A 21564-nucleotide genomic window follows, 5' to 3' on the forward strand; every position below is an offset into this window, starting at 1 on the left:
TGTTTCGCTAAGATGCCTGGCAGGAGTGGAGGGACTCGAACCCACGGCCCTCGGTTTTGGAGACCGATGCTCTACCAACTGAGCTACACTCCTGCGGGCGGGGGTGCCTGTAGGGCGTGCGATCGCGAATGGCAAGCACAAGCCCGCATGGCTTGGGGAATGTTGTCGGGGGTGGATCAACCGCCGCGTCAGTGGACGGCCTCAATCCTCGACAATCAAGCTCGCACGCCGGGTATCGCGCATACGCACATAGACCACCAGCGACACCGCGATCATCGCCGTGACGTACCAGTAGAACGCCTGCTCCGCCTCGTGCTGCTTCAGCCACAATGCGACGTATTCGGCCGTACCGCCGAATAGCGTGTTGGCGATCGCATAGGGGAGCGCGACGCCTAGTGCGCGGATATGGGCGGGGAACAGCTCGGCTTTCACGACGGCGTTGATCGAGGTGTAGCCGCTGACGATCACCAGCGCCGCCAGGATCAGCCCGAAGGCGGCGAGCGGACTGTGCACGCCCTCCAGCAGGCGGAAGATCGGATAAGTCAGCAAGACGCCCGCGATGCCGAAGCCGATCATCAGCGGCTTGCGTCCGACCCGATCCGACAGCGCGCCGAATACCGGCTGGAGCAGCATGAACACGAACAGCGCCGCCGCCGTGATCTGCGTCGCCGCCGGAGCCGAAAAGCCGCTCGTGTTGACAAGGAACTTCTGCATGTACGTGGTGTAGGCATAGAACGCCAAGGTGCCGCCGGCGGTCAGCGCCATCACCAGAAGCGCCTCACGCGGATGATCGCGGAACAGGGCAAGGCCGCTGGAGCGCGGGGCTTCGCCTTCCTTGCGAGCGTTGGTGAAGCTCTCGGTCTCGGCCAGTCGCCGGCGCAAGTAGAAGACCAGCACCGCCAGCGCGGCTCCAACCAGGAAAGGTATGCGCCAGCCCCAGGCGTGCAGCGCCGCCTCCGACAGCGTCACCTGCAGCACCAGCAGCACCGCGAGCGCCACCAGCTGCCCCGCGATCAGCGTGACATATTGAAAGCTCGAGAAGAAACCGCGCCGATCGCGCCCTGCCATTTCAATGAGGTACGTGGCGCTCGCGCCGTACTCGCCGCCGACGCTGAGGCCCTGCAGCATGCGCGCGATCACCAGCACCGCCGGTGCGGCGACGCCGATGGTGGCATGTCCCGGCGTCAGCGCGATCATCAGCGAGCCGGTGCACATCAGCGTGACCGACAACGTCAGGCCCGCCTTGCGACCATGCCGGTCCGCGTAGACGCCCATCACCCAGGCGCCGATCGGCCGCATCACGAAGCCGACGGCAAAGACCGCCGCAGTGTTCAGCAACTGCAGCGTGCGATCGCCGGCGGGAAAGAAGATCGGCGCGAAGTACAGCGTGAAGGCGGAATAGGTGTACCAGTCGTACCACTCGACAAGGTTGCCGGCCGATCCGCCCAGGATGTTGCGCAGTCGGTGCCGCTGGTCCGCATGGTTCATGGCATCACTTATGCGGAGCGTCATGGGGCCGCGCAAGGCAAGCCTCGGATCAGGGTAAGCCGGGCCGATTAGGTAATCCCGGCGCCGCGTGCTACACTGCGTGGGCTGAACGTCGAACCTTGTGACGGACTGAGCCGAATAGAGCGCGCCCCACAGGCGCGCACTGCACGACGACTTCCTTTCGATTGACGACTTTGACGCACGGCCTGGCCGCATGTCGCGGCCGCGCAACCTCGTTTCTTGAAAGGAAACACGCATGCCCATCGGAACCGTAAAGTTCTTCAATGCCGACAAGGGCTATGGCTTCATCCAGCCCGACAACGGCGGCGCCGACAGCTTCGTGCACATCTCGGCCGTCCAGGCTGCCGGCATGATGACGCTCGAGCGTGATCAGCGCGTCTCGTACGAAGTCGAGCGTGGCCGTAATGGCAAGGAATCGGCGACCAACCTCGCGTCTGCCTGATTGTGCTGCAGGGGTTCGCAGCCATTGCGGGCCCCTGTCGTTCTTTCACCCAGCAGGCCATGACATTTCAGGAGCGCACATGAGTTTCAGCTACGAATTCGCGACCGAACGGGCCGAAGAAGCGGCGCGCAGCGCCGAAACGGCCGAGCTCGACAACGTGCGTGACCGCGCCTTGCGCTCCGAAGCCGCCTGGCGCGACATGGCCGACCGCGCCCGCAAGACGGAAGAATCGCGTGCGCGCCGTGAAGCGGCAGCCACTGCTGCCCGCGAAGCTGCGCCTGCCCTAGAAGAGTAAGCGCCAGTTCAGCCCCTCCTCTGCAAAGGAGGGGTGGGAATAGGGGCGATCGATCGTCCCGGACGCAGCGACACGCCGCTGCGACTTGCCCACGCTCCGAGGGGAGCCAGGTGAGCACCCTCTCGATTAATTGGTGCCCGCCACCTCATCGATGAAGCGTGCCAGCGCCACATCGCGCTTGCTCAACCCGCCCGCGTCGTGCGTGGTCAGCGTGATCTCGACCCGATTGTAGACGTTAAACCATTCGGGATGGTGATCCGCCTTTTCCGCCTGGATCGCCACGCGCGTCATGAATGCGAACGCCTCTCCGAAATCGCCGAAGCGCATCGTACGTTCGATCGCGAGACCATCGCTGCGCAAGCTCCAGGCCGGCAGGCCCCCAAGCGCCTCGTCGCGCTCGGCATCGGTCAGTGCGGCAATGGCCATCCACGCGTCTCCTTGGCAGCCTGGCGCACATCCCCTATCGCCGCGCCCCATGCAAGGGGCTCACATCGCTGCGCACGAACTCGCCTGCCGCCGCGGCGACCGGGTGCTGTTCCGTGGCCTCTCCTTTGCCCTTGGAGCCGGTGAAGCGCTGCAGGTCATGGGCGCGAACGGCACCGGCAAGTCGAGCCTGCTGCGCCTGGTCGCCGGGCTCGCCCGTCCCTTCGCCGGTTCCGTCACGCGCATGGGGGAGGTCGGCTTGGTGGACGAGCGGCCCGCACTCGATCCCGAACTGCCGCTCGGGCGTGCCCTCGCGTTCTGGCAGGGCATTGACGGCCATGCGCCCGCCGACCCAGCAGCCTTGGGCCTTGCCGACTTGCTCGACGTGCCGGTGCGTTATCTCTCGACCGGCCAGCGCAAGCGCGCCGCCATGGCTCGCCTGCTGGGCCAGCATGCCGCGATCTGGCTTCTCGACGAGCCGCTGAACGGCCTTGACGTCCACGCCGCCCTGTTGGTGGAGCAGCTGGCCGCGGACCATTGCGCCAATGGAGGCGTGCTCCTCATCGCCTCGCACCAGCCCTTCACGCTGACCGGCATGCGCACACTCGACCTGGCTGGCCACGCCCCAAGCGCTGGACACGCGACATGATCCGCCTGTTCGCCGCCCTGCTCCGCCGTGACCTCGCGCGCCTGCTTGGTGCGGGACAGGGTGGCGGGGCCATGCTGCCGATCCTGTTCTTCCTGGCCGTGGCGATGATCTACCCCTTCGCAGTCGGACCCGACGCGCCCCAGCTGGCGCGCACCGGCGGCGGCGTCATCTGGGTCGCGGCCTTGCTCGCCGCCATTCTCCCGCTCGACCGCTTGATCGAGCCCGATCTCGAGCGCGGCATGTTCGATCAATGGGCCTTGCGCGGGATCAGCGAGGAATGGGTGATCGCCGTTCGCGTGCTCTCGCATTGGCTCAGCTTCGGCCCGCCGCTGCTGCTCGCCGCTCTCCCCGCCGGTGCGCTGCTCGGCCTGTCGGGAGCACAGTTGCGCACCGTGGAGCTGGGCCTGCTTGCCGGCACCCCCGGCCTTGCCGCGCTGGGCGTCGCCGTCGCGGCAATCACCGCGGGGTTGCGAGGCGGTGCGGCACTGGCCGGTCTGCTGGTGATCCCGCTGGGCGTGCCGCTGCTGATCTTCGGCGCCGGCAGCCTCTCCTCCGGCGGCGACAGCGGCATCGCGCTGACCGGCGCTGTCAGCCTGGTCCTCCTCGCCGTCGCGCCCTTCGCGGGCGGTGCGGCCGTGCGTGCAGCGCGCGACTGAGTCTCCAGATCGCACACTGATCGTCACGGCGGTTGGCGCTCATCGCAGCGCCGGTCATAACCTTGCCGAAGCCAGACAACTGGACGGGAGAGACACATGGCTCGCGACCGCGATCTCATGGAACAGGCGCGCAGCACCACCGGGCTGGACGATTTCGGCAAGGGCGACTTTCGCATCGGCCTGGAAGTCCTCATCGCCTCGCTGGAGAACGAGGCACGGCTGAATGCCACCGGGGAGCAGGCGATCTATGGCCGCATCCTCCTGCACCTGCAGCAGCGTCTGCAGATCGAAGACTGGTACCGCCGCCATCCGGAGATCGACGAGGAGGTGATCGCAGCGCCCCTGTTCGGCGTCAGCCTGCCGCGAACCGGGTCGTCGGCGTTGTCGTTCCTGCTCTCCAGCGATCCGGCCATCCGCTACTTGCGCGTGTGGGAGAGCGCCCAACCCTGCCCTCCGCCGGGCACCGTCGAAGGTTCCGATCCACGCCGCGGCGGCGATGCAGGAGCGCTCGATGCACAGCTAAAGGGTGGCAAGCGCACGCCTACGGGGATCGACGGCGCGATGGAGTGCCAGGACATGATGGCGCTCAACATGGCGAGCCAGATCTTCCTCGCCTTCGCCAAAGTGCCAAGGTACGCCGAGTGGCTGCTGAATGCCGACATGAGGGCGACTTATGCTTATCACAAGCGAGCGCTGAAGCTGCTGCAATGGCGCGAGCCCCGGCGTCCGTGGCGGCTGAAGGCGCCTTCCCACCTGCTGTACCTCGACGCGCTGGACCGGGCCTACCCCGATGCGCGCTTCGTGATGACCCATCGCGATCCCAGCGACGTCCTGCTTTCGGTCTGCACCGTCTACGCCGACATCATGGGCAAGTTCACCGACAGCCTCGATCACGCCTGGATCGGCGAACTGAATCTGCGCAGCTGGGCCGAAGGCATGCGCCGCGCGATCACCTTTCGCGAGCAGGGTGGCAACGACGCGCGCTTCTACGACATCCACTTCAAGGCCATGCAGCGCGACCCGATCGGCGAGGTACGCGGCCTCTACGCTTGGCTTGGCAAGGACGTCTCGCCCGCATTCGCGCAGGCCATGGCCCAGTGGTGGACGCAGAACGACGAGCGCCAACCTAGCGTGAAAGCCGCCCCGACGCTGTTCGGACTCGACATTAGCGAGGTTCGCGCCGCCTTTGCCGACTACCTGGGGCACATGGAGCAATGGGCTCCGTTGCGCGACGCTGCATGAGCCGCACTTGCTCGCTGCCACCCAGCAGCTAAGGCAGTCGCAAACGTATACATCGAAGGAGAAGATGATGGGCCAGCCCGTTACCGGTAAGTACGAATTCGACACCGCCGCGCGCGAGGCTCAGGTCATCACGGGGGGCCCGCGCTACACGCCTCTGCGTCTCGACGAGGTGTCGCCCGCCGGCCAGGAGCAGGTCGACCATCTTCGCTCCGCATTCAATATCCCCGAGGAACGCCCCTTCCCCGACGTTAGCCTGATCCAGTTGCGCCATCCGGGCATGTTCAAGGGCCACATGGCGCTAGGTATCGAAATCGCCAAAGGCGCCATTCCCGCGCGTGAACGCGAACTGGCTGTCCTGCGCATCGCCTGGCTCGCCCGTGCTCCGTTCGAATGGTGCGAGCACATCGACATCGGCCAGCACTTCGGCGTCACGCTGGAGGAGATCGAACGCGTGATCGCCGGCTCGGATGCGCCCGGCTGGACCGAGCACGAGGCGGCGCTGCTGCGCTCGGTCGAGGAGCAACTGGCCGACTACGCGATTTCGGACGCGACTTGGGAGAAGCTGGCCCAGACTTATACCGAAGAGCAGATGATGGAGCTGCCGCTGCTGGTCGGTTGCTACCTGTTGGCAGCTTTGCAGCTCAACTCGTTGAAGATCCAGCCGAAGGGCGGCTTCGACTATCGCGGTCCAACAACCTGACACCACGGGGAGCAAGGTTGCTGCCTTGCTCCCAATGACCTGTTCGGGAGGGCAGGCGCGGAACTTTCCGGCCCCTGCGCCATTCCCCTGCTGCACATCGTGCAACCTGAGCGGGCATTATCTTGATTAACTTGAAGACCATGGGACCGAGGATCGAAGACGCAGCCGCGGCGGAGCTGCGCCAGGCTTTCGAAGCGTTCGTGAAGGACAAGGCGTTCCCTTGTGTCGGCGCGAAGTCGGCGCTGGCGCACGGCACGCTGAAGACCGTGGTTTGCTGGTCGGTCCAGAGCGGCTGGGATGACGTTCGTATCCATCGCGAACTGCTGGAGTGGGCGTTCGAGTACCGCAAGGACCCGGGCCTGTTCCGCAGCATCGCCTTCATCTTCGCCGATCCTGCGCCGATCACCGAGGCCCAGTTCGAGAGCGCGATGTGGCAGCGCATCCAGTCGCTCAGCGACAAGGATGCCTGGCTGGACCAGCCCTATGACCCGCGGGTCAGCAGCGATCCGGAGAGCCCGCACTTCTCGCTCAGCTTCGGCGGCGAAGGCTTCTTCGTGGTGGGCATGCATCCCAAGGCCAGCCGTCCTGCGCGCCGCTTCGCGCGGCCGGTGATGGTGTTCAACCTGCATGACCAGTTCGAGCAGTTGCGCGACCAGGGCAAGTACGAGACGATCCGCGACACCATCCTCCAGCGCGACGAGAAGCTGGCCGGGTCGATCAACCCGATGCTGGCACGCCACGGCGATGCGAGCGAGGCCGCGCAATACAGCGGCCGTCTGGTCCCGAGCAGCTGGCGCTGCCCGTTCTCCGATTCGCGCGGCTTCTCGCCCGAAACCGAAGCCGCCGAATGAGCGACGCACGCATCCCGCCGCGCTCCGCGGTCGGGTTCGAGCTCAAGGCCGGCCAGCTCCTGACGGTGATCGATCCGGAAGGCGTCCAGGTGGCCGACCTCCTGGCCTACAGCCTCGACGATCCGCGCGAGGTGATCAGCAACGGGCGGACGTTCGACTACGAGGAGACGATCCGGCTCACGACGGGCAATCGACTGTGGTCAAACCGCTCCAACGTGCTGCTGACGATCGAGGCAGACACGGTGGGCTGCCACGACTTCCTGCTGACACCCTGCAGCGAGGCGACCTTCCGGCACTTCTACCCCGAGCAGCCGGTGCACCGCGGATGCTTCGGCAATCTCGCTGAAGCGCTGGCGCCCTGGGGCATCGAGCCTGACTCGATCCCCGTCGCATTCAACTGCTTCATGAACGTGCCGGTCGATCAGGCGGGCAAGGTCAGCGTGTTGCCGCCGGTGAGCAACGCCGGCGATTCGCTATCACTGCGAGCCGAGCGGGACCTGATCGTCGGGATCACCGCCTGCTCGGCCTACGCAAGCAACGGCGGCAGTTTCAAGCCGATCGATTACCGCATCGAAGGCTAAGCCCCGGCGGCGGCCGGCAGGCGCGCCGACCTGGCGAGACCCTCCCCCGACCTTCGCACCACCATTCCAAAAAAAAGGCCGGAGCAGCGCAACCACGCTGCTCCGGCCGCAAGGCTAGGGAGATGCGGGTTCGTCGCCCCATGACTGACGCCGATCCGCAGGGGCTTGACCGCAGGGACAAGCCGCGTATCAATCGCTAATGATAATCGTTCTCAAATGGAAGCCCCTTTCGAGAACCTGCGATATGCTGCCACGGAGAAGCCGGACATGTACCAGTTCATCGATCGAGACCTCGAACGACTCGATGCGGGATGCCGCTTCATGGTCTGGTCGATGCGCGCCTGGGTGACTTCCATGGCTCAGCGCACCTGCCCAGCCCACGCGCTCGCGCCGGCATTCGCCAAGTGGCGGATGATCGGCGGGCTGCAGGCGTTCCATAAATCGATGCTGCTGTTCAACCGCGATGCGCTGGAGACGTTCGGCTTTGCGCCGCTCGCCTGCAACCGCGTATCCGAACACGAAGCGCTGATCCTCGGCCTGCTGGTCGCCATGCGCGACCAGGGCCCGAAGGCTGCGCGTGAGACGCTGGAGCTGATGGTGCAGGAGGATGCCGTGGGCGACCTGCTCGGCACGCTCTCGACGATCAGCGCCGCTCTGATCGTAGCCGGCTTGTTCCCGGGCGATGCGCTGACGCCTCGTGAGGCACGCCATTGAGCCCGCGAGCCGGCGCAACCGTGCCGTCCACGCGCTGACCTCAAGGTTCTCTCAATGCTTTGCCTGCATGGTGAGCGCAACAGAGGCAGAAGGCATCGAGCATGTGGTTGAGATCGGCGATCGTGGCGGCTGGCCTGGCCTTGGCCCAGCCCGCCTCCGCCCAGCAAGTGCAGCCGTCAGCGGCGATCCTGGGGCAGGCTCTCGACCGGTGCATGGTGACCTTCGCCGTGCGGCTGACGAAGACCCCGGCTTCTGACGATGCGATCTATGACGAGGCCACCCGCTCCTGCGCCCCCCTCGATGCCAGGTTTCGTGCCGCTGCCGGAGCGGAGCTTGAACCCAAGGAGGGGGCGCAGCTGCTCAAGGAGATGGACGCGGCGCGAAGACCGAACTTCATCAACCTGCTGGCACGTATCCGCAGCGATCGCGCCAAGCGCGCGGCTGCCGGCGGCCAGTAGGCGCGGCGCGCGCCTACCCCACCAGCAACACCGAGCCCTCGACGCCTAGCACCGTCAGCCGCGTGCCGGGTGCCGCGTCCTCTCCACGCGCGAGCCATTCGCTGTCGCCCAGGCGCACGCGGCCTGAGCCGCCGAGGATGGCTTGGGTCACCACCACCGGCTCGCCGATCGCGCGCGCGCCGCGGTTGTTCATCTTCGGGTCGGCCGAGACCACCGGGTGGCGCGCCAGGTACTTGCGCCCGGTGAACACTGCCAGGATCGACAGCACGGCGAAGAGCACGACTTGCAAGGGCAGGCCGATCGGCGCTCCCCCGAAAACCGCTCCCCACGTGACGAGCCCGGTGATCAGCGCGGCGCCTGCCATCCAGATCAGGAACACGCCCGGAATCGCCATCTCCGCGACCGCCAGCACCAGCCCGATCGCCAGCCAGGCGTAGTGCGGCTCCAGCCCGTTCAGCGTGTCGATCACGGCTGACTTCCAGGCGCGACCGGCGGCACGGTGGGCCGGCGTGGCGGCGGCGGTGCGGCGGGAGCGGGCGGAGGCGTGCTGCTGCCCAGCGCTTCCTTGGCGAGCTCACCGATGCCGCCGAGCGTACCGATCAGCTGCGTCGCCTCGACCGGGAACAGGATGGTCTTGGCGTTGGGTGACGTCGCGAACTTGCCGACAGCCTCGGTGTACTTCTGCGCGATGAAGTAGTTGATCGCCTGGACGCCCGACTTCGCAATCGCCTCGCTGACCATCTGCGTCGCTTTGGCCTCCGCCTCGGCCTCGCGTTCGCGCGCCTCGGAGTCGCGGAAGGCAGCTTCACGGCGCCCTTCCGCTGCGAGGATCTGGGACTGCTTGGAGCCCTCTGCCTTGAGGATCTCGGATGCGCGGCGGCCCTCTGCTTCCAGGATCTCGGCCCGCTTCTCGCGCTCGGCCTTCATCTGCCGCGCCATGGCGTTGGAGATGTCGAGCGGGGGGCGGATGTCCTTGATCTCGACCCGCGTGATCTTGAGGCCCCAGGGCGCGGTCGCATGGTCGACTACCACCAGCAACCGCGCGTTGATCTCGTCGCGTTTGGACAGCGTCTCGTCCAGATCCATCGAGCCCATGACGGTGCGCAGGTTGGTGGTGGTCAGGGCCATGATCGCCAGCTGCAGGTTGTGCACTTCGTAGGCCGCCTTGCCCGCGTCCAGTACCTGGAAGAACACGACCGCGTCCACGCCGACCATGGCGTTGTCCTTGGTGATGATCTCCTGCCCCGGAATGTCGAGCACTTGCTCCATCATGTTCACCTTCTGGCCGACACGGTCGACGAAGGGAATGATGAGGTGGAGGCCCGGCTCAGCGGCGAGCGTGAACTTGCCCAGCCGCTCTATGGTGTAGACGTAGCCTTGGCGCACCACGCGCACGCCCATCATCAGGAACACCACGACCACGACGATCAGCGCGACGAGAAACCCGCCCATGTTACTCTCCCCCCAATTAGGGCTTCATCGTACTCCAGCGGATCGTGCAACCCAAGTGGAACCGGCCCTCACGCGCCCAGGCGCGAGGTCAGCAATCGCTCGACAAACGGCGCGAAGCCGGCCGGGCCGGAGGCCTTGTCCTTCAGGTGCACCGTCACACTATCGCTCTGCTCGAAAGCGGCCCGGGCGATCGCCAGGCGCTCGGACAATTCTATGCCCGCGCCTACGATCATCACGTCGATGGGCTTGAGCGCCAGCATCGCGCGCGCCTCGTCCAGACCCGTCGCCGGATAGATCACCACGCCCTCGCGCTGCACGCGGGCGCAGGTGTGGTCCACCACGTCCAGAAGCCGGCCGACGATCAGGACATGCAGTGCCTGAGCGTCGGCCGCCACGGCTCAGAGTTTTCCGAAAAGCGCGAGCATGCGCTGCCAGGCCCGGTCGGCCTCGTCCGGATCGTAGGCCGGCGAATCGGGCACGCACCAGCCGTGGTCCGCGGCGTAGACCTCGATCTCGGCGGGGCGCTTGGCGGCGTCCGCCGCGGCGCGCAGCTTGTCCTTGGCTGCGGGATCATGCGCGTCGTCGTTGCGGCCGATCGCGAAGAGGTAGCTCGCCCTGGTGGACGCGAGCAGCCGGTGCGGACTGTCGGGCGCATCGGTGACCAGGCCACCGCCGTGGAGCGATGCGGCGGCGCCGACCCTGCCCGGCACCGCGGCCGCCGTGCGCACGGTGAACGGTCCGCCCATGCAGTAGCCGTTGCTGCCGATGCCGCGCTTCTTGTCGACCGCAGCGTCGCCGTCGAGGAAGCGGACGTAGGCCGCCGCATCGCGCGTGATCGCCTCGGCGGTCAGCGCCTCGCGCAGCGGCTTGATCTTGGCCTGGCCCTCGGGCGTGCGGTATTCGGAGAAGCTTTCCATCACCGGCGCGGGTCCGCCGCGGTAGTACTGGTTGACGCACAGCACCGCATAACCCGCGGCGGCCAGGCGGCGGGCCATGACCTTCTTCGCCTCGCGCAGGCCGGCGATGTCGGGCCACATGACCACGCCAGGATGCGCGCCTTTCACCGGATGGACGTAGAACGCATCGGCGACCCCGTCCTTGGTGGTGATCTCCACGATCTGTTCGCGCAGATCGGCGTTGCCCGTCGCAGCGGCGACGCTTCCTGTGCAGCCGGCAAGGGCCGCGGCGGTGCCGAGCGCAGCAAACTCACGGCGGCTGAGGTGCGCTCCTGCGGCCTCACTGCTCCGCGGAGCCTGACCTTGACCGCTATAATCGTCGCACATGCCCGCAGCGCTCCTCTCTTGCCTTGTTCGCGCGATAGCCTAGCCAGTTGCAAGCGGCCGGGCCAGCAATTGGTTAGCATAAGGCAAGAAGAGAGGCGGGGATGATGGCGAACGATCCGGAGGAGATCGCATGCTGGCAGCGGATCGGGCCGCATCTCACCACATCCGGACGGCTGAGCCAGGCGGACCTGGAACGTCTGGCTCACTTGCAGGTCACCCGCGTGATCAACCTGGCGCTGGCGGACTCGCCCGGCATCCTTGCCGACGAGGATGAGCAGCTGGCAGCGCTCGATATCGGCTACACGCACATTCCGGTGCCGTTCGACGCGCCGACGGACGAGCACTTCGCCACCTTCTGCCAAGCCATGGCAGAGGCGCAAGGTCAGACGGTGCACGTGCACTGCGTGATGAACTGGCGCGTCGCGGCCTTTCTCTATCGCTGGCACCGCGAGACGCAGGGCATGGCAGAGGCCGATGCTCGGGCTTTGATGGAGCGGCAATGGTCGCCGCAGACCAGCGAGAACCGGGATGCGCCGGGGTGGGCGCGCTTCATCGAAGGACGGGCAGACTGATGGACTTCATCGGACAGCACGTCGTCATTACCGGGGCATCAAGCGGGATCGGACTGGCGACGGCGCGCCGCATCGCAAGCCTCGGCGGCAAGGTGACGCTGGTGGCGCGCCGGGCCGCCGTGCTCGAGCAAGTCTGCGGCGAGATCGGCGCATGTGCCACCTGGATCGCCGCCGACGTGGGCGACCAGGCCCAAGTCACCGCCGCAATGGACGAGGCGATGGCGCGCTCAGGGCCGATCGACGGGCTGTTCCTCAACGCTGGGGTCGAGGGCATGTTCGCGCTGACGCCGGCCTATACCGACAAGGCTTTTGAGGAGGTGATGCGCATCAACGTCACCTCGCTGTTCTGGACGGTCCGGCACGTGCTGCCTGCAATGCAGGAGCGGCGGCGCGGGGCGATCCTGGTGACCGGCAGCCTGGCGGCCGAAACCGGGATGGTCGGGAATATCGGCTACATCGCTGCCAAGCACGCCGCGCTCGGCATCGCCATGGGCATCGCGATGGAGGCGGCGCCGCATGGCGTGCGCTGCAACGTGCTCAATCCCGGCTTCATCGACACGCCGCTGCTCTCCGCCGTGCCCGAAGCGTTCAAGGCGCAGATGGCGAGCCGCGTGCCGCAAAAGCGCGTCGGCACGCCCGAGGAAGCCGCCGAGGTCGCTGCCTTCCTGCTCTCCGATGGCGCGAGCCACGTCACCGCGCAGCGGCTCGCCGTAGACGGCGGTCTGCTCGGTACGTTGATGATCGAGGGATGAGCCTCCTCAGTCGCCCGCGAAGTTGAGTTCCAGGTTCACCGCGTTGGGATCGACCAGGAAGATCTGACGCACGGGGCCGTACTGGCGATCGTTGACGCGGTACTCCAGGCCCAGCGCGTCCAGCTTCTCGCGCATGGCGGTGAACCCCTCGCACCGGAAGGCGACGTGGTGGACGGCATTGGTCGGCTGGCCCGGCTCGTAGCCCTCGTAGCGGTCGGACGCAGGGTCCTTCCACACCAGATGGACAATCGCGCTGCCGGTCGTGTCACGCATCCAGGCGCCGCGGAAGCCCGTGCTGATGCCGAGGTTGTCGCTGCGGGTGAGACCCAGCAGGCGCTCGTAGAACGCGGCCGTGGCGTCCAGGTCTTGGGTGAGGATGTTGACGTGGTCGATGCCGCTGACTTGCACGGCCGCACTCCCGATTGTTTTGCCGGCATGATGCGGGACGTATCCGCGGGGCGCAAGGCCAGCCTCAATCCCGTGCCCCGCCCTTTGGATCGATGAAGCGGTCGACCCACTGACCCACGCGACCGCGTGAGTAGGCCAAGCCATGGTAGGTCGCCAGAGCCGCCCGGCCCCACCGGATGTACAGCCCCGGCCAGCGCAGCGCCTTGGCCAGCCGGAACATGCGATGGCTCTCGCGGCTGATCGCCTGGCGCATGCGGTAAATCAGCTTGCGCCGCGCCGGTATCGCGCGCGAGGGCGCGACGCGCTTGACCGGCTGCACCGGCGCATTGCCGCGTGCCAGGCGATAGGCCAGCCCCTCGCGCCGTTGTCGGAAACCCGCGGCCTGGGTCTGGCTGACGAAAGCGTGATCCACCTCGGACAGCTGCAGCCGGCCTTGCGCAATCCCGTCACTCACCAGTTCCAGCATCAGCGGAGAGCGCGCGATCACGACGTTAGTGCCCTTCCCGTCGGACGAGTAAGGCTCCACCCAAGCATCGCCCATGGCAATGTCGGCGGTCTCGGCCACGACGTCGTCGCAGAAGTTGCACGCCGAGTTCATGAAGAACCCGGATCCCCAGTCGCCATCGACGAGGTGCCACCAGTCCTGGCGTCGTGTGCTGCCATCCTCCAGCGTCAGCTGCGCGGTGTACCAGTTCGCCGGACGGCTCGCGTCTTTAAGACGGTAGTCGATCGCAGCGACCTCGTCCGGCTCGGTACCGAGCTGGAGCGCGAAGCTGTCGACCATGCGCGCGCTCTTCATGTGGCCGCAGAACAGACCGATGGTGTGGGTGATCCGCTCGGCATAAAGCGGGTTCTCGCGCCGCAGCAAGTTCACCGCCTTGATGAAGCAGGGGATGCCGACCACCGCATAGCGCCCCGGCACCGCCGCGATCTCGCGCAGCACTTCGGACATCTCGACGGGGTAGTAGCGCGACTTGGCGCCCTGCTGCAGCTGATCGAGATCGCGCGAGATGCGGTAGCCGAACAGGCGCCCGTCGCCCTCTGCCCGCGAGCGAGGGGTCACGTGCGCCACACCGTCGACCAGCCCGCGGCGCAGCAGCTCCGCCGCCACCCAGGTGACCATGCCGCCCGAGCTGCCGCTCATGCGGTACTCGGCCTCTGCCACATGGCCGACGTAGGCGCCGGCATAGCGCCCGATCAGCGCGTCGCCGTGCGGCGCTTGCGGGAACAGATCGTCGGCGATCACCGTCTCGTTCGCGGCGTCGGGCGAGAACGGGCAGACTTGCGCGAACTCTCCCTGTTGGGGCCAGCGACCGGGCGCCCACGGCTTCAAGTGCCCGTCGCTATCCCAGTGCATCTGGGCGGCCGGCTCCAGCGTCGTGCAGCCGCCGCAGCCGATGCACAGGCCCGAAGCGACGATCTCGCGCGGGGAAAGGTTCACGCGAGGACCGACTGCAAGTATTCCTCCGATGCCGCGCGCATGCGCACGATCGCGGCGGTGATCGCCGGATCGAGCGGCGCATCGAGCACGGCAGCAAAACGCTCCGGCGGGTCGTCCTCGCGCAGCAGGTGCGCCTCGGCGCCGAGCGCGCGGGTCAGGTCGCGCACCTTATTCATACGATAAGGCGTGATGGCGCAGGCAAACGGCTTCTCGTTCAGCAGAGCAAAGACGCAGCCGTGGAAGAAGTTGGTCACCACCGCGCTGGACTGCGCGATCATCCGGGCGAACTCGAGAGGATCGACGTCGAGGCGCTGCTCGTCGGCCCAGTCGTTGCGGTAGCCGATGCTCACCAGCTTGAGCCCGCGCGGCTCGGCCCAGCGGCGCACCGCGTCTCCAAAGCCCGCGCTGAAGCTGTGCCCGTAGACGGCGACGAAGGGCTCGCCCGCCGGCTCGACCCGGCTCGGCCGTGCAATCGGGAACTGCAGCACCGGATCGAGCACCAGCGCCGGCTCGCGGTCGAGCGCGGTCGAGACCAGCCGACGCGAGTTGTCATCGCGCACCGAAATCGCATCGAGGCGACGCAGTCGATTGGTCCAACGGCCGTCGATCCCCGCATCGGCGTCGTAGTTGCCGAAGCTGGCGGCATAGGATACCACACGGCGCGCCGGGATACCGCCGCCCCAGAACAGTTCGTAGCCGCCGTACCACGGGTGAGTAAGGTTCCACACCTCGTCGCTGCCGATCACGACGAGGTCGCGCGGCTCCATCGCGGCGGGTTCACGCAGCGGAAACGGGTTCGAAACGGGCAACTCGGCGATCGCCTGCTGGAAGGCCCGCGTCTTGCGGCCATAGCTGCGGACGTCCTCGCGCGAGGAGCGGCGCGGCAGCAGCGGCTGCATGGCGCAGCGCCATTCGATGCGGTCGGTCTGCGGGTCGGCATAGTCGAGCAGCACCACGTCATGCCCGCGCGCGGCGAGACCTTCGACCAGGCTGCGCGCCTGCCAGTACGATCCGTAGTTGATGCAGCGGTGGAAAGTCAGGACGCCGATCTTCAGTGGCTTGCCCGATCCGCCTGGGGAACTCTCATCATCCAATTCGCGAAACATTCCGTGCCGTTCACTCGCTGCCAGCGATGCACGTAGCCGTCCGGAGGCGGCAAGGCCATGCTGTCCGCAAGTTCATGGTGGAGCTCCTCCGGTTTACAGGTGCCGTGCTCAACCCCCGGAGCGCCGCCGCGTTCCCGATCAGGCCAGTGCCCGCACGGCGAACGCCCGGTCTGCTGCCATGGGAGTGGTCGTGTATTCGACCGCTGCATCGGTCGCGGCGACCTCCTGCTCGCCCAGCACTTGACCGCTGACAGTGTCAAACTCGACGATCCGCGAAGCGCCCTGCATCCGCGGCAACCGCAGCGTGACGGGCTGCGGCGTCAAGTCGGCGCGCATGAGACCATCGGGTCCCTTCGCTTTCTTCCGCAAGAGCCAGACCAGCGCCTGCCGCTCGTCTCCGCAGGCGAAGACATGGTGCCCCGGTGCCTCGACCTGCGAGTTCCAGTTGCTGCGTGCGAAGCGGGTCCAATTGAGCAGCGGCATGAACGCCGCCATCGCCCGCTGTGCCGCGCGCATGCCATGAGTCAGCACGTGCGGGTGGCGATTGGGCCAGCGCATCCCGCCGCCAGCGCCGCCCGATGCCAAGTGCGCCCAGGCCGTGTGCCGGAAGTACTCGTCGTCGAAGGGCTCGGGCAGCGTGCGCTTGCGATCCTTGAAGCTGTGGATCGGCCCGTGCTCGGTGTCGAGGAACGGGCGCAGCGGCGGCGTCTCAGCCAGGCACTCGCGCACGACCTCACCCATCGCCAGCGCCGGCGCGACGGTATCGCGCGGGTCGTCGATCGAGTGCGACTTGTAGATGTGGATGGTCGCGAAATCGAGATCGGGGTGGCGGAAGATCGGCTCGCGTAGCGGCATGTGCGGCTTCCACTCCAGCTCCGGCCCGAACAACGAGACGGTCTGCGGATGCGAGCGGCCGTAGAGCGAAAGCTCCAGCTGGCGCACGTGATTCGAGAGGTCGGCGATGACCTCGCCGAAGCAGTCGGCGCTGTCGCCTGCATGCGCGGGGTGGATCTCGTTCCACAAATCCCACGCGAACAGCGCGCCCGAATGGCCCCAGCGCCGTACCGCGAACTCCAGCCGAGCCTTGATCGCCTGACGGGTCTCGCCGCAGAGCAGTGCCTGAGACATGTGCTCCAGCGGACCGCCATTGGCGCGGTTCCAGGGGTGATGCCGCCAGTGCAGCCACATCCAGAAGGTGTCGAGCGGCGTCAGCAGGATGCGCAGCCCCACCCGCTCGCACAACGCGAACAGGTCGTCCCACAGCTGCACCATGGCGGGCACGAAGCGGCCTGCCGGCTTCTCGATGTAGCGGTGGCGGACTTGGGCATACTCCAGCATCAGCCGCAGGCAGGTGACGCCGTTGTCGCGCAGCCAGACCAGGTGCCGCTCCACGGCTGCCAGGTCGCGACGGCGGAACAGCGGCGCCAGCTCGGGCCAGGAGATTGCATCGTTCTGCCCGATGGGGTGCCAGGGCGCGCCATGCTCGTCCACGAAGTACGGCGCATCGGGCGCGACCGAGATCCACGGCAGCAGTGCAGGCGTAGTGTGGGCGCGGTGCGTCAAGGCGTCATCCTTCGGGTGAACTGTCTCGAACCGCGGGCGCTTGCGGCTGTTCCGCAGATGCTAACCTCCAGCCGCAATATTCGCGATGATCCATGTTAAGGCTTGCTCAGGACGCACGAGGGGGTGCGCAGAAAGCCTGTCCGATCATGCTTTCGGAGTGGAACAGCAGCGGCGCAAACGCCATCTTTCAAGCAGCATCTCCCCTGCCTCAAGGTATCCCCCATGACCGAACCGACCTTGCGCGACATTCCCATCGGCATCCAAGCTAGCGGCACGCGGCGCGAGTTCGACTCCATGGGCGAGATCGACGTGCCGGCGGATCGCTATTGGGGCGCGCAGACCGAGCGCTCGCTGCACCACTTCAACATCGGCCAGGACCGCATGCCGATCGAGGTCTGTCGTGCTTACGGCACGGTCAAGAAGGCCTGCGCGCTGGTCAACGCCGCGGGAGGGCGCCTGCCACAGTGGAAAGCGGACGCGATTGTGCGGGCGGCAGACGAGACGATCTCCGGTGCGCTCGACGATCATTACCCGCTCTACGTATGGCAGACCGGCTCGGGCACGCAGTCGAACATGAACGTCAACGAGGTGCTGTCCAATCGCGCGATCCAGCTGCTGGGCGGCGAGCTGGGTTCGCAACAGCCGGTCGGTCCGAACGACGACGTCAACATGGGGCAGTCCTCGAACGATACGTTCCCCACTGCCATGCACATCGCCACCGTGCTGGAGATCGACGAGCGCCTGCTGCCCGCGCTCACGCGCCTGACCGAGGTGATCGAGCGCAAGGCGAGCGAGTGGATGGATGTGGTCAAGATCGGCCGCACCCACCTGGAGGACGCGGTGCCGCTCACCGTCGGACAGGAGTGGATGGGCTGGGCTGGCCAATTGCGCGCCGCCACTGCCGAGATCGAGCGAAGCCGCGAAGGCCTCTACGAGTTGGCGGTCGGCGGCACGGCGGTCGGCACCGGCCTCAACGCTCCTCCTGGGTTCTCGGTCGAGGTAGCTGCGAAGATCGCGCAGCTGACCGGCAAGCCGTTCGTCACCGCTCCCAACAAGTTTGCCGCGCAAGGCTCGCTCGACGCGATGGTGCGCGCGAGTGCGGCGTTGCGTGGGCTCGCCGTAGCGCTGACCAAGGTCGCGAACGACATGCGCTGGCTCGGCTCGGGCCCGCGCTGTGGCCTGGGCGAGCTGAAGCTGCCGGACAACGAACCCGGCTCCTCGATCATGCCGGGCAAGGTCAACCCGACCCAGTGCGAGGCGATCATGATGATCGCCATCCAGGTCATCGGCCACGACACCGCCGTCGCCATCGCCGGCAGCCAGGGCAATTTCGAGCTCAACGTCATGCGTCCCGTGATCGTCAACAACGTGCTGCACGCGATCCGCATCCTGGCCGACGGCTGCAACCGCTTCCGCGAGTTCTCGGTCGAAGGGACCGAGATCGTGCGCGAGACGATCGAGCGCTACGTCGGCGAGAGCGTCATGCTGGTGACCGCGCTGGCGCCCGTCATCGGCTACCAGAACGCCGCCCACATCGCGCACGAGGCGATCGAAAAGGGTCTGTCGTTGAAGGACGCGGCGCTCGCGTCGGGGCTGATCGACGAGGCTGATTTCGAGGCCGCCGTGCGCCCGCTCGACATGGTCGGCGAGGGTCTAGCCGGGGCCTGATCCTCACCCCCGGCGGGAAGAGGATAGGTTCTCGCCATCTGCCCTTGCTTTGCCACACCGTTTCCGTAAGCATTCAAGATGCAAATCGTACAAGAAACCCTCGCGGAACTGGTCCGCGTCTATGACACCGCTGTCGCCACGCTGAAGAGCGACATTGCCGCCTTCATCAAGGACGGCACCCTCCCCCCCGCTGATCGCCGCGCCGACCGCCTCTGGTGCTATCCCGAGCTGCGGATCGAGTATGCCGGCCAGGAGCATGGCACCGTCTCGTCACGCGCCTTCGGCCGCTTGCCCGAGCGCGGCACCTATGTGACCACGGTCACCCGCCCGCACCTGTTCGGCGACTATCTGGCTTCGCAGCTCAGCCTGCTCGAGCGCGAGTACGACATCCAGGTCAGCGTCACCCACTCGGCGCAGGAGATCCCCTTCCCTTACGTGCTCGACGGTGTGGCGATCGGCGCAATCACGCCACAGCAATTGGCTGCGCACTTCCCGAGCACCGAACTGGCGATGATCGGGGACGAGATCGCCGACGCCATCGACCGCAACGCGCCCGGCGATCCGCTGCCGCTCGCACTGTTCGACGGTCTGCGCACCGACTTCAGCCTGGCGCGCTTAGCGCACTACACCGGCACCAGCGTCGAGCATTGCCAGCAGTTCATCCTGTTCACCAACTATCATCGCTATGTCGACGAGTTCGTCGATTGGGCTGGCAAGAAGATCGGCCAGGATGGCTATGTGGCATTGTCCGGAGCCGGCGGGCTCTACCTGGACGCGCCGGTCGACAACGCCCGTGCACGCCTGTCAGATACCGCTTGGCGCCGCCACCAAATGCCGGCCTATCACTTGATTCGTGAGGATCGGCTGGGGATCACCCTGGTCAACATCGGCGTCGGCCCCTCCAATGCCAAGACCATCACCGACCACCTCGCCGTGCTGCGGCCGGAGGCCTGGCTGATGATCGGCCACTGCGGCGGCCTTCGCGAATCGCAGCGGATCGGCGACTACGTGCTCGCCCACGCCTATTTGCGCGACGATCACGTACTCGACCACGTGCTCCCGCCCGAGATCCCGCTGCCAGCCATTGCCGAGGTCCAGCAGGCGATCGCCGAGGCAGCTGAGATCGTCAGCGGCACCGGCGGCGCGGACCTGAAGAAGCGCATGCGCACCGGCACCATCGTCACCACCGACGATCGCAACTGGGAGCTGCGCTACACCCACTCCGCCCGCCGCTTCAGCCAGAGCCGCGCCATCGGCATCGACATGGAAAGCGCCACCATCAGCGCCCAAGGCTTCCGCTTTCGCGTGCCCTACGGAACGCTGCTGTGCGTATCGGACAAGCCGCTGCACGGCGAGCTCAAGCTGCCCGGCCAGGCGAACCGCTTCTACGAAGAGGCGATCGGTGCGCACCTCGCCATCGGGGTGCGCACCTGCGAGCTGCTGCGCGACCAGGGTGCACGGCTCCACTCGCGCAAGCTGCGGGCCTTCATCGAACCGCCGTTCCGGTGATCGGCCGGGACGTGCGCTGGCGCATGCAGCCAAGCGCAGTCCTCTTTCCCCATGCCGGGAAAGAACCCGCCCTATTCGTTGTTCACTTAACGAAGCCCCGCCCACTTGACGCTTGTCACACAGCCGTCACATGGGCGCGAGAACCCATCGGAGTAAGCCCGCATCCGCCAGATTGCCGCCCTTCCCTATCGCACCGATGACAGCGCCGAGGGTATTCGTGTGCTGCTGGTCACCTCGCGCGGGACTCGCCGCTGGGTGATTCCGAAGGGCAATGCCATGAACGGCGTCAGCGCGCATGCCGCCGCCGCCCTGGAGGCCGAGGAGGAAGCCGGCGTCACCGGATGGGCATGCCCAACGCCGATCGGCTCCTACCGCTATCGCAAGCGGCGCAACAACGGCTCGTCCCTGATGGTCGACGTGGAGGTGTTCCCCCTCGCGGTGCAGGACGAATTGCCTGACTGGAAAGAAGCGGCCGAACGTGACCGTCGCTGGTTCACCCTTGCCGAAGCTGCCGACAACGTTAACGAGCCTGACCTGCGCGATCTGATCCGATCGTTCGCGGCAACCCAGTTCCGCGCCGCCGCCGCGCGCACCACAATGCTCGGCGCCATGGCGCAGAAAACAGGAATGAGTCAGATGTTCGGATGGTTCCAGAAGCTTCTGCCAGCCAAGGTGAACTTCTTCGACTTGTTCGAGGCGCATGTCGCCACCGTCGTCGCGGGCGCCGACGCGCTGGCCCGCCTGTTCTCCGAAAGCCGCGGCCGCGCCGATCACATCCGCGAGATCAACGAGCGCGAGCATGATGCGGACGACATCATCCGCGAAGTACTGCACCTCGTGCGCCGCACCTTCCTCACCCCGTTCGACCGCAGCGCGATCACCAGCCTGGTCGGCTCGATCGACGACTCGATCGATCTGATGCAGTCCGCCGCCTCTGCGATCGACCTCTACGAGTTCTCCGATTTCGACCAGGAGATGCGCGACATCGTCGCCCTGATCGTCGAGAGCAGCCGCGTGCTGAGCGAGGCGATGCCGCTGCTGCGCAATGTCAGCGGCAACGGCAAGCGCCTGCACGAACTGACCGAGCGGCTGGTCCGCATGGAGGGACACGCCGACGAGATCCACCGCAGCGGCCTCAAGCACGCCTTCCAGGCTCATGGTGCGACCGATCCGATGGGCTTCATAGTGCGGCGCGAGATCTTCAACCACCTGGAGCGGATCACCGACGCGCTGGAGGATGTCGCCAACGAGATCGACGGCATCGTCATCGATCACGCCTGATCCAGGCAG

Annotated in this window: 25 protein-coding genes and 1 tRNA gene; 15 read left to right on the forward strand and 11 right to left on the reverse strand. The window is 66.6% G+C overall.

The window, feature by feature from the left end:
• Positions 1 to 17: 17 nt before the first annotated feature.
• Together GV044_RS12245 and GV044_RS12250 are read right to left on the reverse strand one after the other, a co-directional pair.
• Positions 18 to 93: transfer RNA gene (locus tag GV044_RS12245), tRNA-Trp, on the reverse strand.
• A gap of 108 nt (positions 94 to 201) precedes the next feature.
• Positions 202 to 1488, reverse strand: coding sequence for an MFS transporter (locus tag GV044_RS12250; protein WP_236554899.1), 1287 nt, complete (start codon positions 1486 to 1488; stop codon positions 202 to 204).
• A 256-nt stretch (positions 1489 to 1744) separates the two neighbouring features.
• Here GV044_RS12250 and GV044_RS12255 point away from each other — a divergent pair, with 256 nt between their 5' ends.
• Positions 1745 to 1951: a cold-shock protein gene (locus GV044_RS12255; protein ID WP_159870064.1), complete on the forward strand. Its 207-nt coding sequence runs from the start codon at positions 1745 to 1747 to the stop codon at positions 1949 to 1951.
• Positions 1952 to 2030: 79 nt separating this feature from the next.
• Positions 2031 to 2246, forward strand: a complete 216-nt coding sequence (locus GV044_RS12260; protein ID WP_159870067.1) for a hypothetical protein — start codon at positions 2031 to 2033, stop codon at positions 2244 to 2246.
• A gap of 126 nt (positions 2247 to 2372) precedes the next feature.
• Here GV044_RS12260 and GV044_RS12265 read toward each other — a convergent pair whose 3' ends face one another.
• The gene (locus GV044_RS12265) at positions 2373 to 2672 is read right to left on the reverse strand and encodes a 4a-hydroxytetrahydrobiopterin dehydratase (protein WP_159870070.1); all 300 of its coding nucleotides are present in this window, start codon (positions 2670 to 2672) and stop codon (positions 2373 to 2375) included.
• Between the two features lie 49 nt (positions 2673 to 2721).
• On the opposite strand from GV044_RS12265, the gene ccmA reads away from it, so the two are divergent.
• The 8 genes from ccmA to GV044_RS12305 all read left to right on the forward strand — a co-directional run bounded on the left by ccmA (position 2722) and on the right by GV044_RS12305 (position 8520).
• Positions 2722 to 3318 carry a heme ABC exporter ATP-binding protein CcmA gene (ccmA, locus tag GV044_RS12270; RefSeq protein ID WP_159870073.1) on the forward strand — a complete coding sequence of 199 codons (597 nt, stop codon included), beginning with the start codon at positions 2722 to 2724 and terminating at the stop codon, positions 3316 to 3318.
• Positions 3315 to 3974, forward strand: a complete 660-nt coding sequence (locus GV044_RS12275) for a heme exporter protein CcmB (protein ID WP_159870076.1) — start codon at positions 3315 to 3317, stop codon at positions 3972 to 3974. Before ccmA ends, GV044_RS12275 begins: the two co-directional genes overlap by 4 nt.
• Before the next feature lie 96 nt (positions 3975 to 4070).
• Complete coding sequence (locus tag GV044_RS12280) at positions 4071 to 5216, forward strand: sulfotransferase (RefSeq protein WP_159870079.1); 1146 nt, start codon at positions 4071 to 4073, stop codon at positions 5214 to 5216.
• A gap of 67 nt (positions 5217 to 5283) precedes the next feature.
• The gene (locus GV044_RS12285) at positions 5284 to 5916 is read left to right on the forward strand and encodes a carboxymuconolactone decarboxylase family protein (protein ID WP_159870082.1); all 633 of its coding nucleotides are present in this window, start codon (positions 5284 to 5286) and stop codon (positions 5914 to 5916) included.
• A gap of 140 nt (positions 5917 to 6056) precedes the next feature.
• Entirely contained in the window at positions 6057 to 6767 is a 711-nt protein-coding gene (gene gntA / locus GV044_RS12290; protein WP_159870085.1) for a guanitoxin biosynthesis heme-dependent pre-guanitoxin N-hydroxylase GntA, read from the forward strand.
• A complete protein-coding gene (locus GV044_RS12295; RefSeq protein WP_159870088.1) occupies positions 6764 to 7348 on the forward strand; it encodes a DUF1989 domain-containing protein in 585 nt (194 codons plus the stop codon). The genes gntA and GV044_RS12295 overlap by 4 nt, the downstream gene beginning before the upstream one ends.
• 216 nt (positions 7349 to 7564) lie before the next feature.
• Positions 7565 to 8062, forward strand: coding sequence for a hypothetical protein (locus GV044_RS12300; protein ID WP_236554900.1), 498 nt, complete (start codon positions 7565 to 7567; stop codon positions 8060 to 8062).
• 101 nt (positions 8063 to 8163) lie between these two features.
• Positions 8164 to 8520: a hypothetical protein gene (locus GV044_RS12305; RefSeq protein WP_159870091.1), complete on the forward strand. Its 357-nt coding sequence runs from the start codon at positions 8164 to 8166 to the stop codon at positions 8518 to 8520.
• A 13-nt stretch (positions 8521 to 8533) separates the two neighbouring features.
• Here the strand turns inward: GV044_RS12305 and GV044_RS12310 are convergent, their stop codons facing one another.
• From GV044_RS12310 to GV044_RS12325, 4 genes are all read right to left on the reverse strand, one after another.
• Complete coding sequence (locus GV044_RS12310) at positions 8534 to 8989, reverse strand: NfeD family protein (RefSeq protein WP_371741603.1); 456 nt, start codon at positions 8987 to 8989, stop codon at positions 8534 to 8536.
• Positions 8986 to 9972 (reverse strand): SPFH domain-containing protein, encoded by a 987-nt coding sequence (locus GV044_RS12315; protein ID WP_159870094.1) that lies wholly within the window; start codon positions 9970 to 9972, stop codon positions 8986 to 8988. The genes GV044_RS12310 and GV044_RS12315 overlap by 4 nt, the downstream gene beginning before the upstream one ends.
• Positions 9973 to 10040: 68 nt before the next feature.
• A complete protein-coding gene (locus GV044_RS12320) occupies positions 10041 to 10367 on the reverse strand; it encodes a hypothetical protein (protein WP_159870097.1) in 327 nt (108 codons plus the stop codon).
• 3 nt (positions 10368 to 10370) lie between these two features.
• Positions 10371 to 11255, reverse strand: a complete 885-nt coding sequence (locus GV044_RS12325; RefSeq protein WP_159870100.1) for a dienelactone hydrolase family protein — start codon at positions 11253 to 11255, stop codon at positions 10371 to 10373.
• Between the two features lie 104 nt (positions 11256 to 11359).
• On the opposite strand from GV044_RS12325, the gene GV044_RS12330 reads away from it, so the two are divergent.
• Entirely contained in the window at positions 11360 to 11827 is a 468-nt protein-coding gene (locus tag GV044_RS12330; protein ID WP_159870103.1) for a protein tyrosine phosphatase family protein, read from the forward strand.
• Positions 11827 to 12579, forward strand: a complete 753-nt coding sequence (locus GV044_RS12335) for an SDR family NAD(P)-dependent oxidoreductase (protein WP_159870106.1) — start codon at positions 11827 to 11829, stop codon at positions 12577 to 12579. Before GV044_RS12330 ends, GV044_RS12335 begins: the two co-directional genes overlap by 1 nt.
• Before the next feature lie 6 nt (positions 12580 to 12585).
• On the opposite strand, the gene GV044_RS12340 is transcribed toward GV044_RS12335, so the two are convergent.
• The 4 genes from GV044_RS12340 to GV044_RS12355 form a co-directional block, all read right to left on the reverse strand.
• Complete coding sequence (locus GV044_RS12340) at positions 12586 to 12987, reverse strand: VOC family protein (RefSeq protein ID WP_159870109.1); 402 nt, start codon at positions 12985 to 12987, stop codon at positions 12586 to 12588.
• A 64-nt stretch (positions 12988 to 13051) separates the two neighbouring features.
• Positions 13052 to 14428: a Coenzyme F420 hydrogenase/dehydrogenase, beta subunit C-terminal domain gene (locus GV044_RS12345; RefSeq protein WP_236554901.1), complete on the reverse strand. Its 1377-nt coding sequence runs from the start codon at positions 14426 to 14428 to the stop codon at positions 13052 to 13054.
• Positions 14425 to 15534: a polysaccharide pyruvyl transferase family protein gene (locus GV044_RS12350; RefSeq protein WP_159870112.1), complete on the reverse strand. Its 1110-nt coding sequence runs from the start codon at positions 15532 to 15534 to the stop codon at positions 14425 to 14427. Before GV044_RS12350 ends, GV044_RS12345 begins: the two co-directional genes overlap by 4 nt.
• Positions 15535 to 15672: 138 nt before the next feature.
• Complete coding sequence (locus tag GV044_RS12355; RefSeq protein ID WP_159870115.1) at positions 15673 to 17097, reverse strand: hypothetical protein; 1425 nt, start codon at positions 17095 to 17097, stop codon at positions 15673 to 15675.
• Between the two features lie 222 nt (positions 17098 to 17319).
• Between GV044_RS12355 and fumC the strand changes: the two genes are divergently transcribed.
• The 3 genes from fumC (at position 17320) to GV044_RS12370 (ending at position 21555) form a co-directional block, all read left to right on the forward strand.
• Complete coding sequence (gene fumC, locus GV044_RS12360) at positions 17320 to 18765, forward strand: class II fumarate hydratase (RefSeq protein ID WP_159870118.1); 1446 nt, start codon at positions 17320 to 17322, stop codon at positions 18763 to 18765.
• Positions 18766 to 18843: 78 nt separating this feature from the next.
• Positions 18844 to 20274 (forward strand): AMP nucleosidase, encoded by a 1431-nt coding sequence (locus tag GV044_RS12365; protein ID WP_159870121.1) that lies wholly within the window; start codon positions 18844 to 18846, stop codon positions 20272 to 20274.
• Between the two features lie 162 nt (positions 20275 to 20436).
• The gene (locus GV044_RS12370) at positions 20437 to 21555 is read left to right on the forward strand and encodes a DUF47 family protein (RefSeq protein ID WP_159871455.1); all 1119 of its coding nucleotides are present in this window, start codon (positions 20437 to 20439) and stop codon (positions 21553 to 21555) included.
• Positions 21556 to 21564 lie beyond the last annotated feature (9 nt).

Source organism: Novosphingobium sp. 9U, from assembly GCF_902506425.1.
Classification (GTDB): Bacteria; Pseudomonadota; Alphaproteobacteria; order Sphingomonadales; family Sphingomonadaceae; genus Novosphingobium.

Excerpts from the sequence above, each read along its gene's own strand:
- GV044_RS12250 (WP_236554899.1), bottom strand. The coding sequence starts at position 1,488 with ATGAACCATGCGGACCAGCGGCACCGACTGCGCAACATCCTGGGCGGA.
- GV044_RS12335 (WP_159870106.1), top strand. The coding sequence starts at position 11,827 with ATGGACTTCATCGGACAGCACGTCGTCATTACCGGGGCATCAAGCGGG.
- gntA (WP_159870085.1), top strand. The coding sequence starts at position 6,057 with ATGGGACCGAGGATCGAAGACGCAGCCGCGGCGGAGCTGCGCCAGGCT.
- GV044_RS12365 (WP_159870121.1), top strand. The coding sequence starts at position 18,844 with ATGCAAATCGTACAAGAAACCCTCGCGGAACTGGTCCGCGTCTATGAC.
- GV044_RS12325 (WP_159870100.1), bottom strand. The coding sequence starts at position 11,255 with ATGTGCGACGATTATAGCGGTCAAGGTCAGGCTCCGCGGAGCAGTGAG.
- fumC (WP_159870118.1), top strand. The coding sequence starts at position 17,320 with ATGACCGAACCGACCTTGCGCGACATTCCCATCGGCATCCAAGCTAGC.
- GV044_RS12265 (WP_159870070.1), bottom strand. The coding sequence starts at position 2,672 with ATGGCCATTGCCGCACTGACCGATGCCGAGCGCGACGAGGCGCTTGGG.
- GV044_RS12260 (WP_159870067.1), top strand. The coding sequence starts at position 2,031 with ATGAGTTTCAGCTACGAATTCGCGACCGAACGGGCCGAAGAAGCGGCG.
- GV044_RS12330 (WP_159870103.1), top strand. The coding sequence starts at position 11,360 with ATGGCGAACGATCCGGAGGAGATCGCATGCTGGCAGCGGATCGGGCCG.
- GV044_RS12305 (WP_159870091.1), top strand. The coding sequence starts at position 8,164 with ATGTGGTTGAGATCGGCGATCGTGGCGGCTGGCCTGGCCTTGGCCCAG.
- GV044_RS12300 (WP_236554900.1), top strand. The coding sequence starts at position 7,565 with ATGGAAGCCCCTTTCGAGAACCTGCGATATGCTGCCACGGAGAAGCCG.
- GV044_RS12255 (WP_159870064.1), top strand. The coding sequence starts at position 1,745 with ATGCCCATCGGAACCGTAAAGTTCTTCAATGCCGACAAGGGCTATGGC.
- GV044_RS12295 (WP_159870088.1), top strand. The coding sequence starts at position 6,764 with ATGAGCGACGCACGCATCCCGCCGCGCTCCGCGGTCGGGTTCGAGCTC.
- GV044_RS12280 (WP_159870079.1), top strand. The coding sequence starts at position 4,071 with ATGGCTCGCGACCGCGATCTCATGGAACAGGCGCGCAGCACCACCGGG.
- ccmA (WP_159870073.1), top strand. The coding sequence starts at position 2,722 with ATGCAAGGGGCTCACATCGCTGCGCACGAACTCGCCTGCCGCCGCGGC.
- GV044_RS12350 (WP_159870112.1), bottom strand. The coding sequence starts at position 15,534 with ATGTTTCGCGAATTGGATGATGAGAGTTCCCCAGGCGGATCGGGCAAG.
- GV044_RS12315 (WP_159870094.1), bottom strand. The coding sequence starts at position 9,972 with ATGGGCGGGTTTCTCGTCGCGCTGATCGTCGTGGTCGTGGTGTTCCTG.
- GV044_RS12285 (WP_159870082.1), top strand. The coding sequence starts at position 5,284 with ATGGGCCAGCCCGTTACCGGTAAGTACGAATTCGACACCGCCGCGCGC.
- GV044_RS12275 (WP_159870076.1), top strand. The coding sequence starts at position 3,315 with ATGATCCGCCTGTTCGCCGCCCTGCTCCGCCGTGACCTCGCGCGCCTG.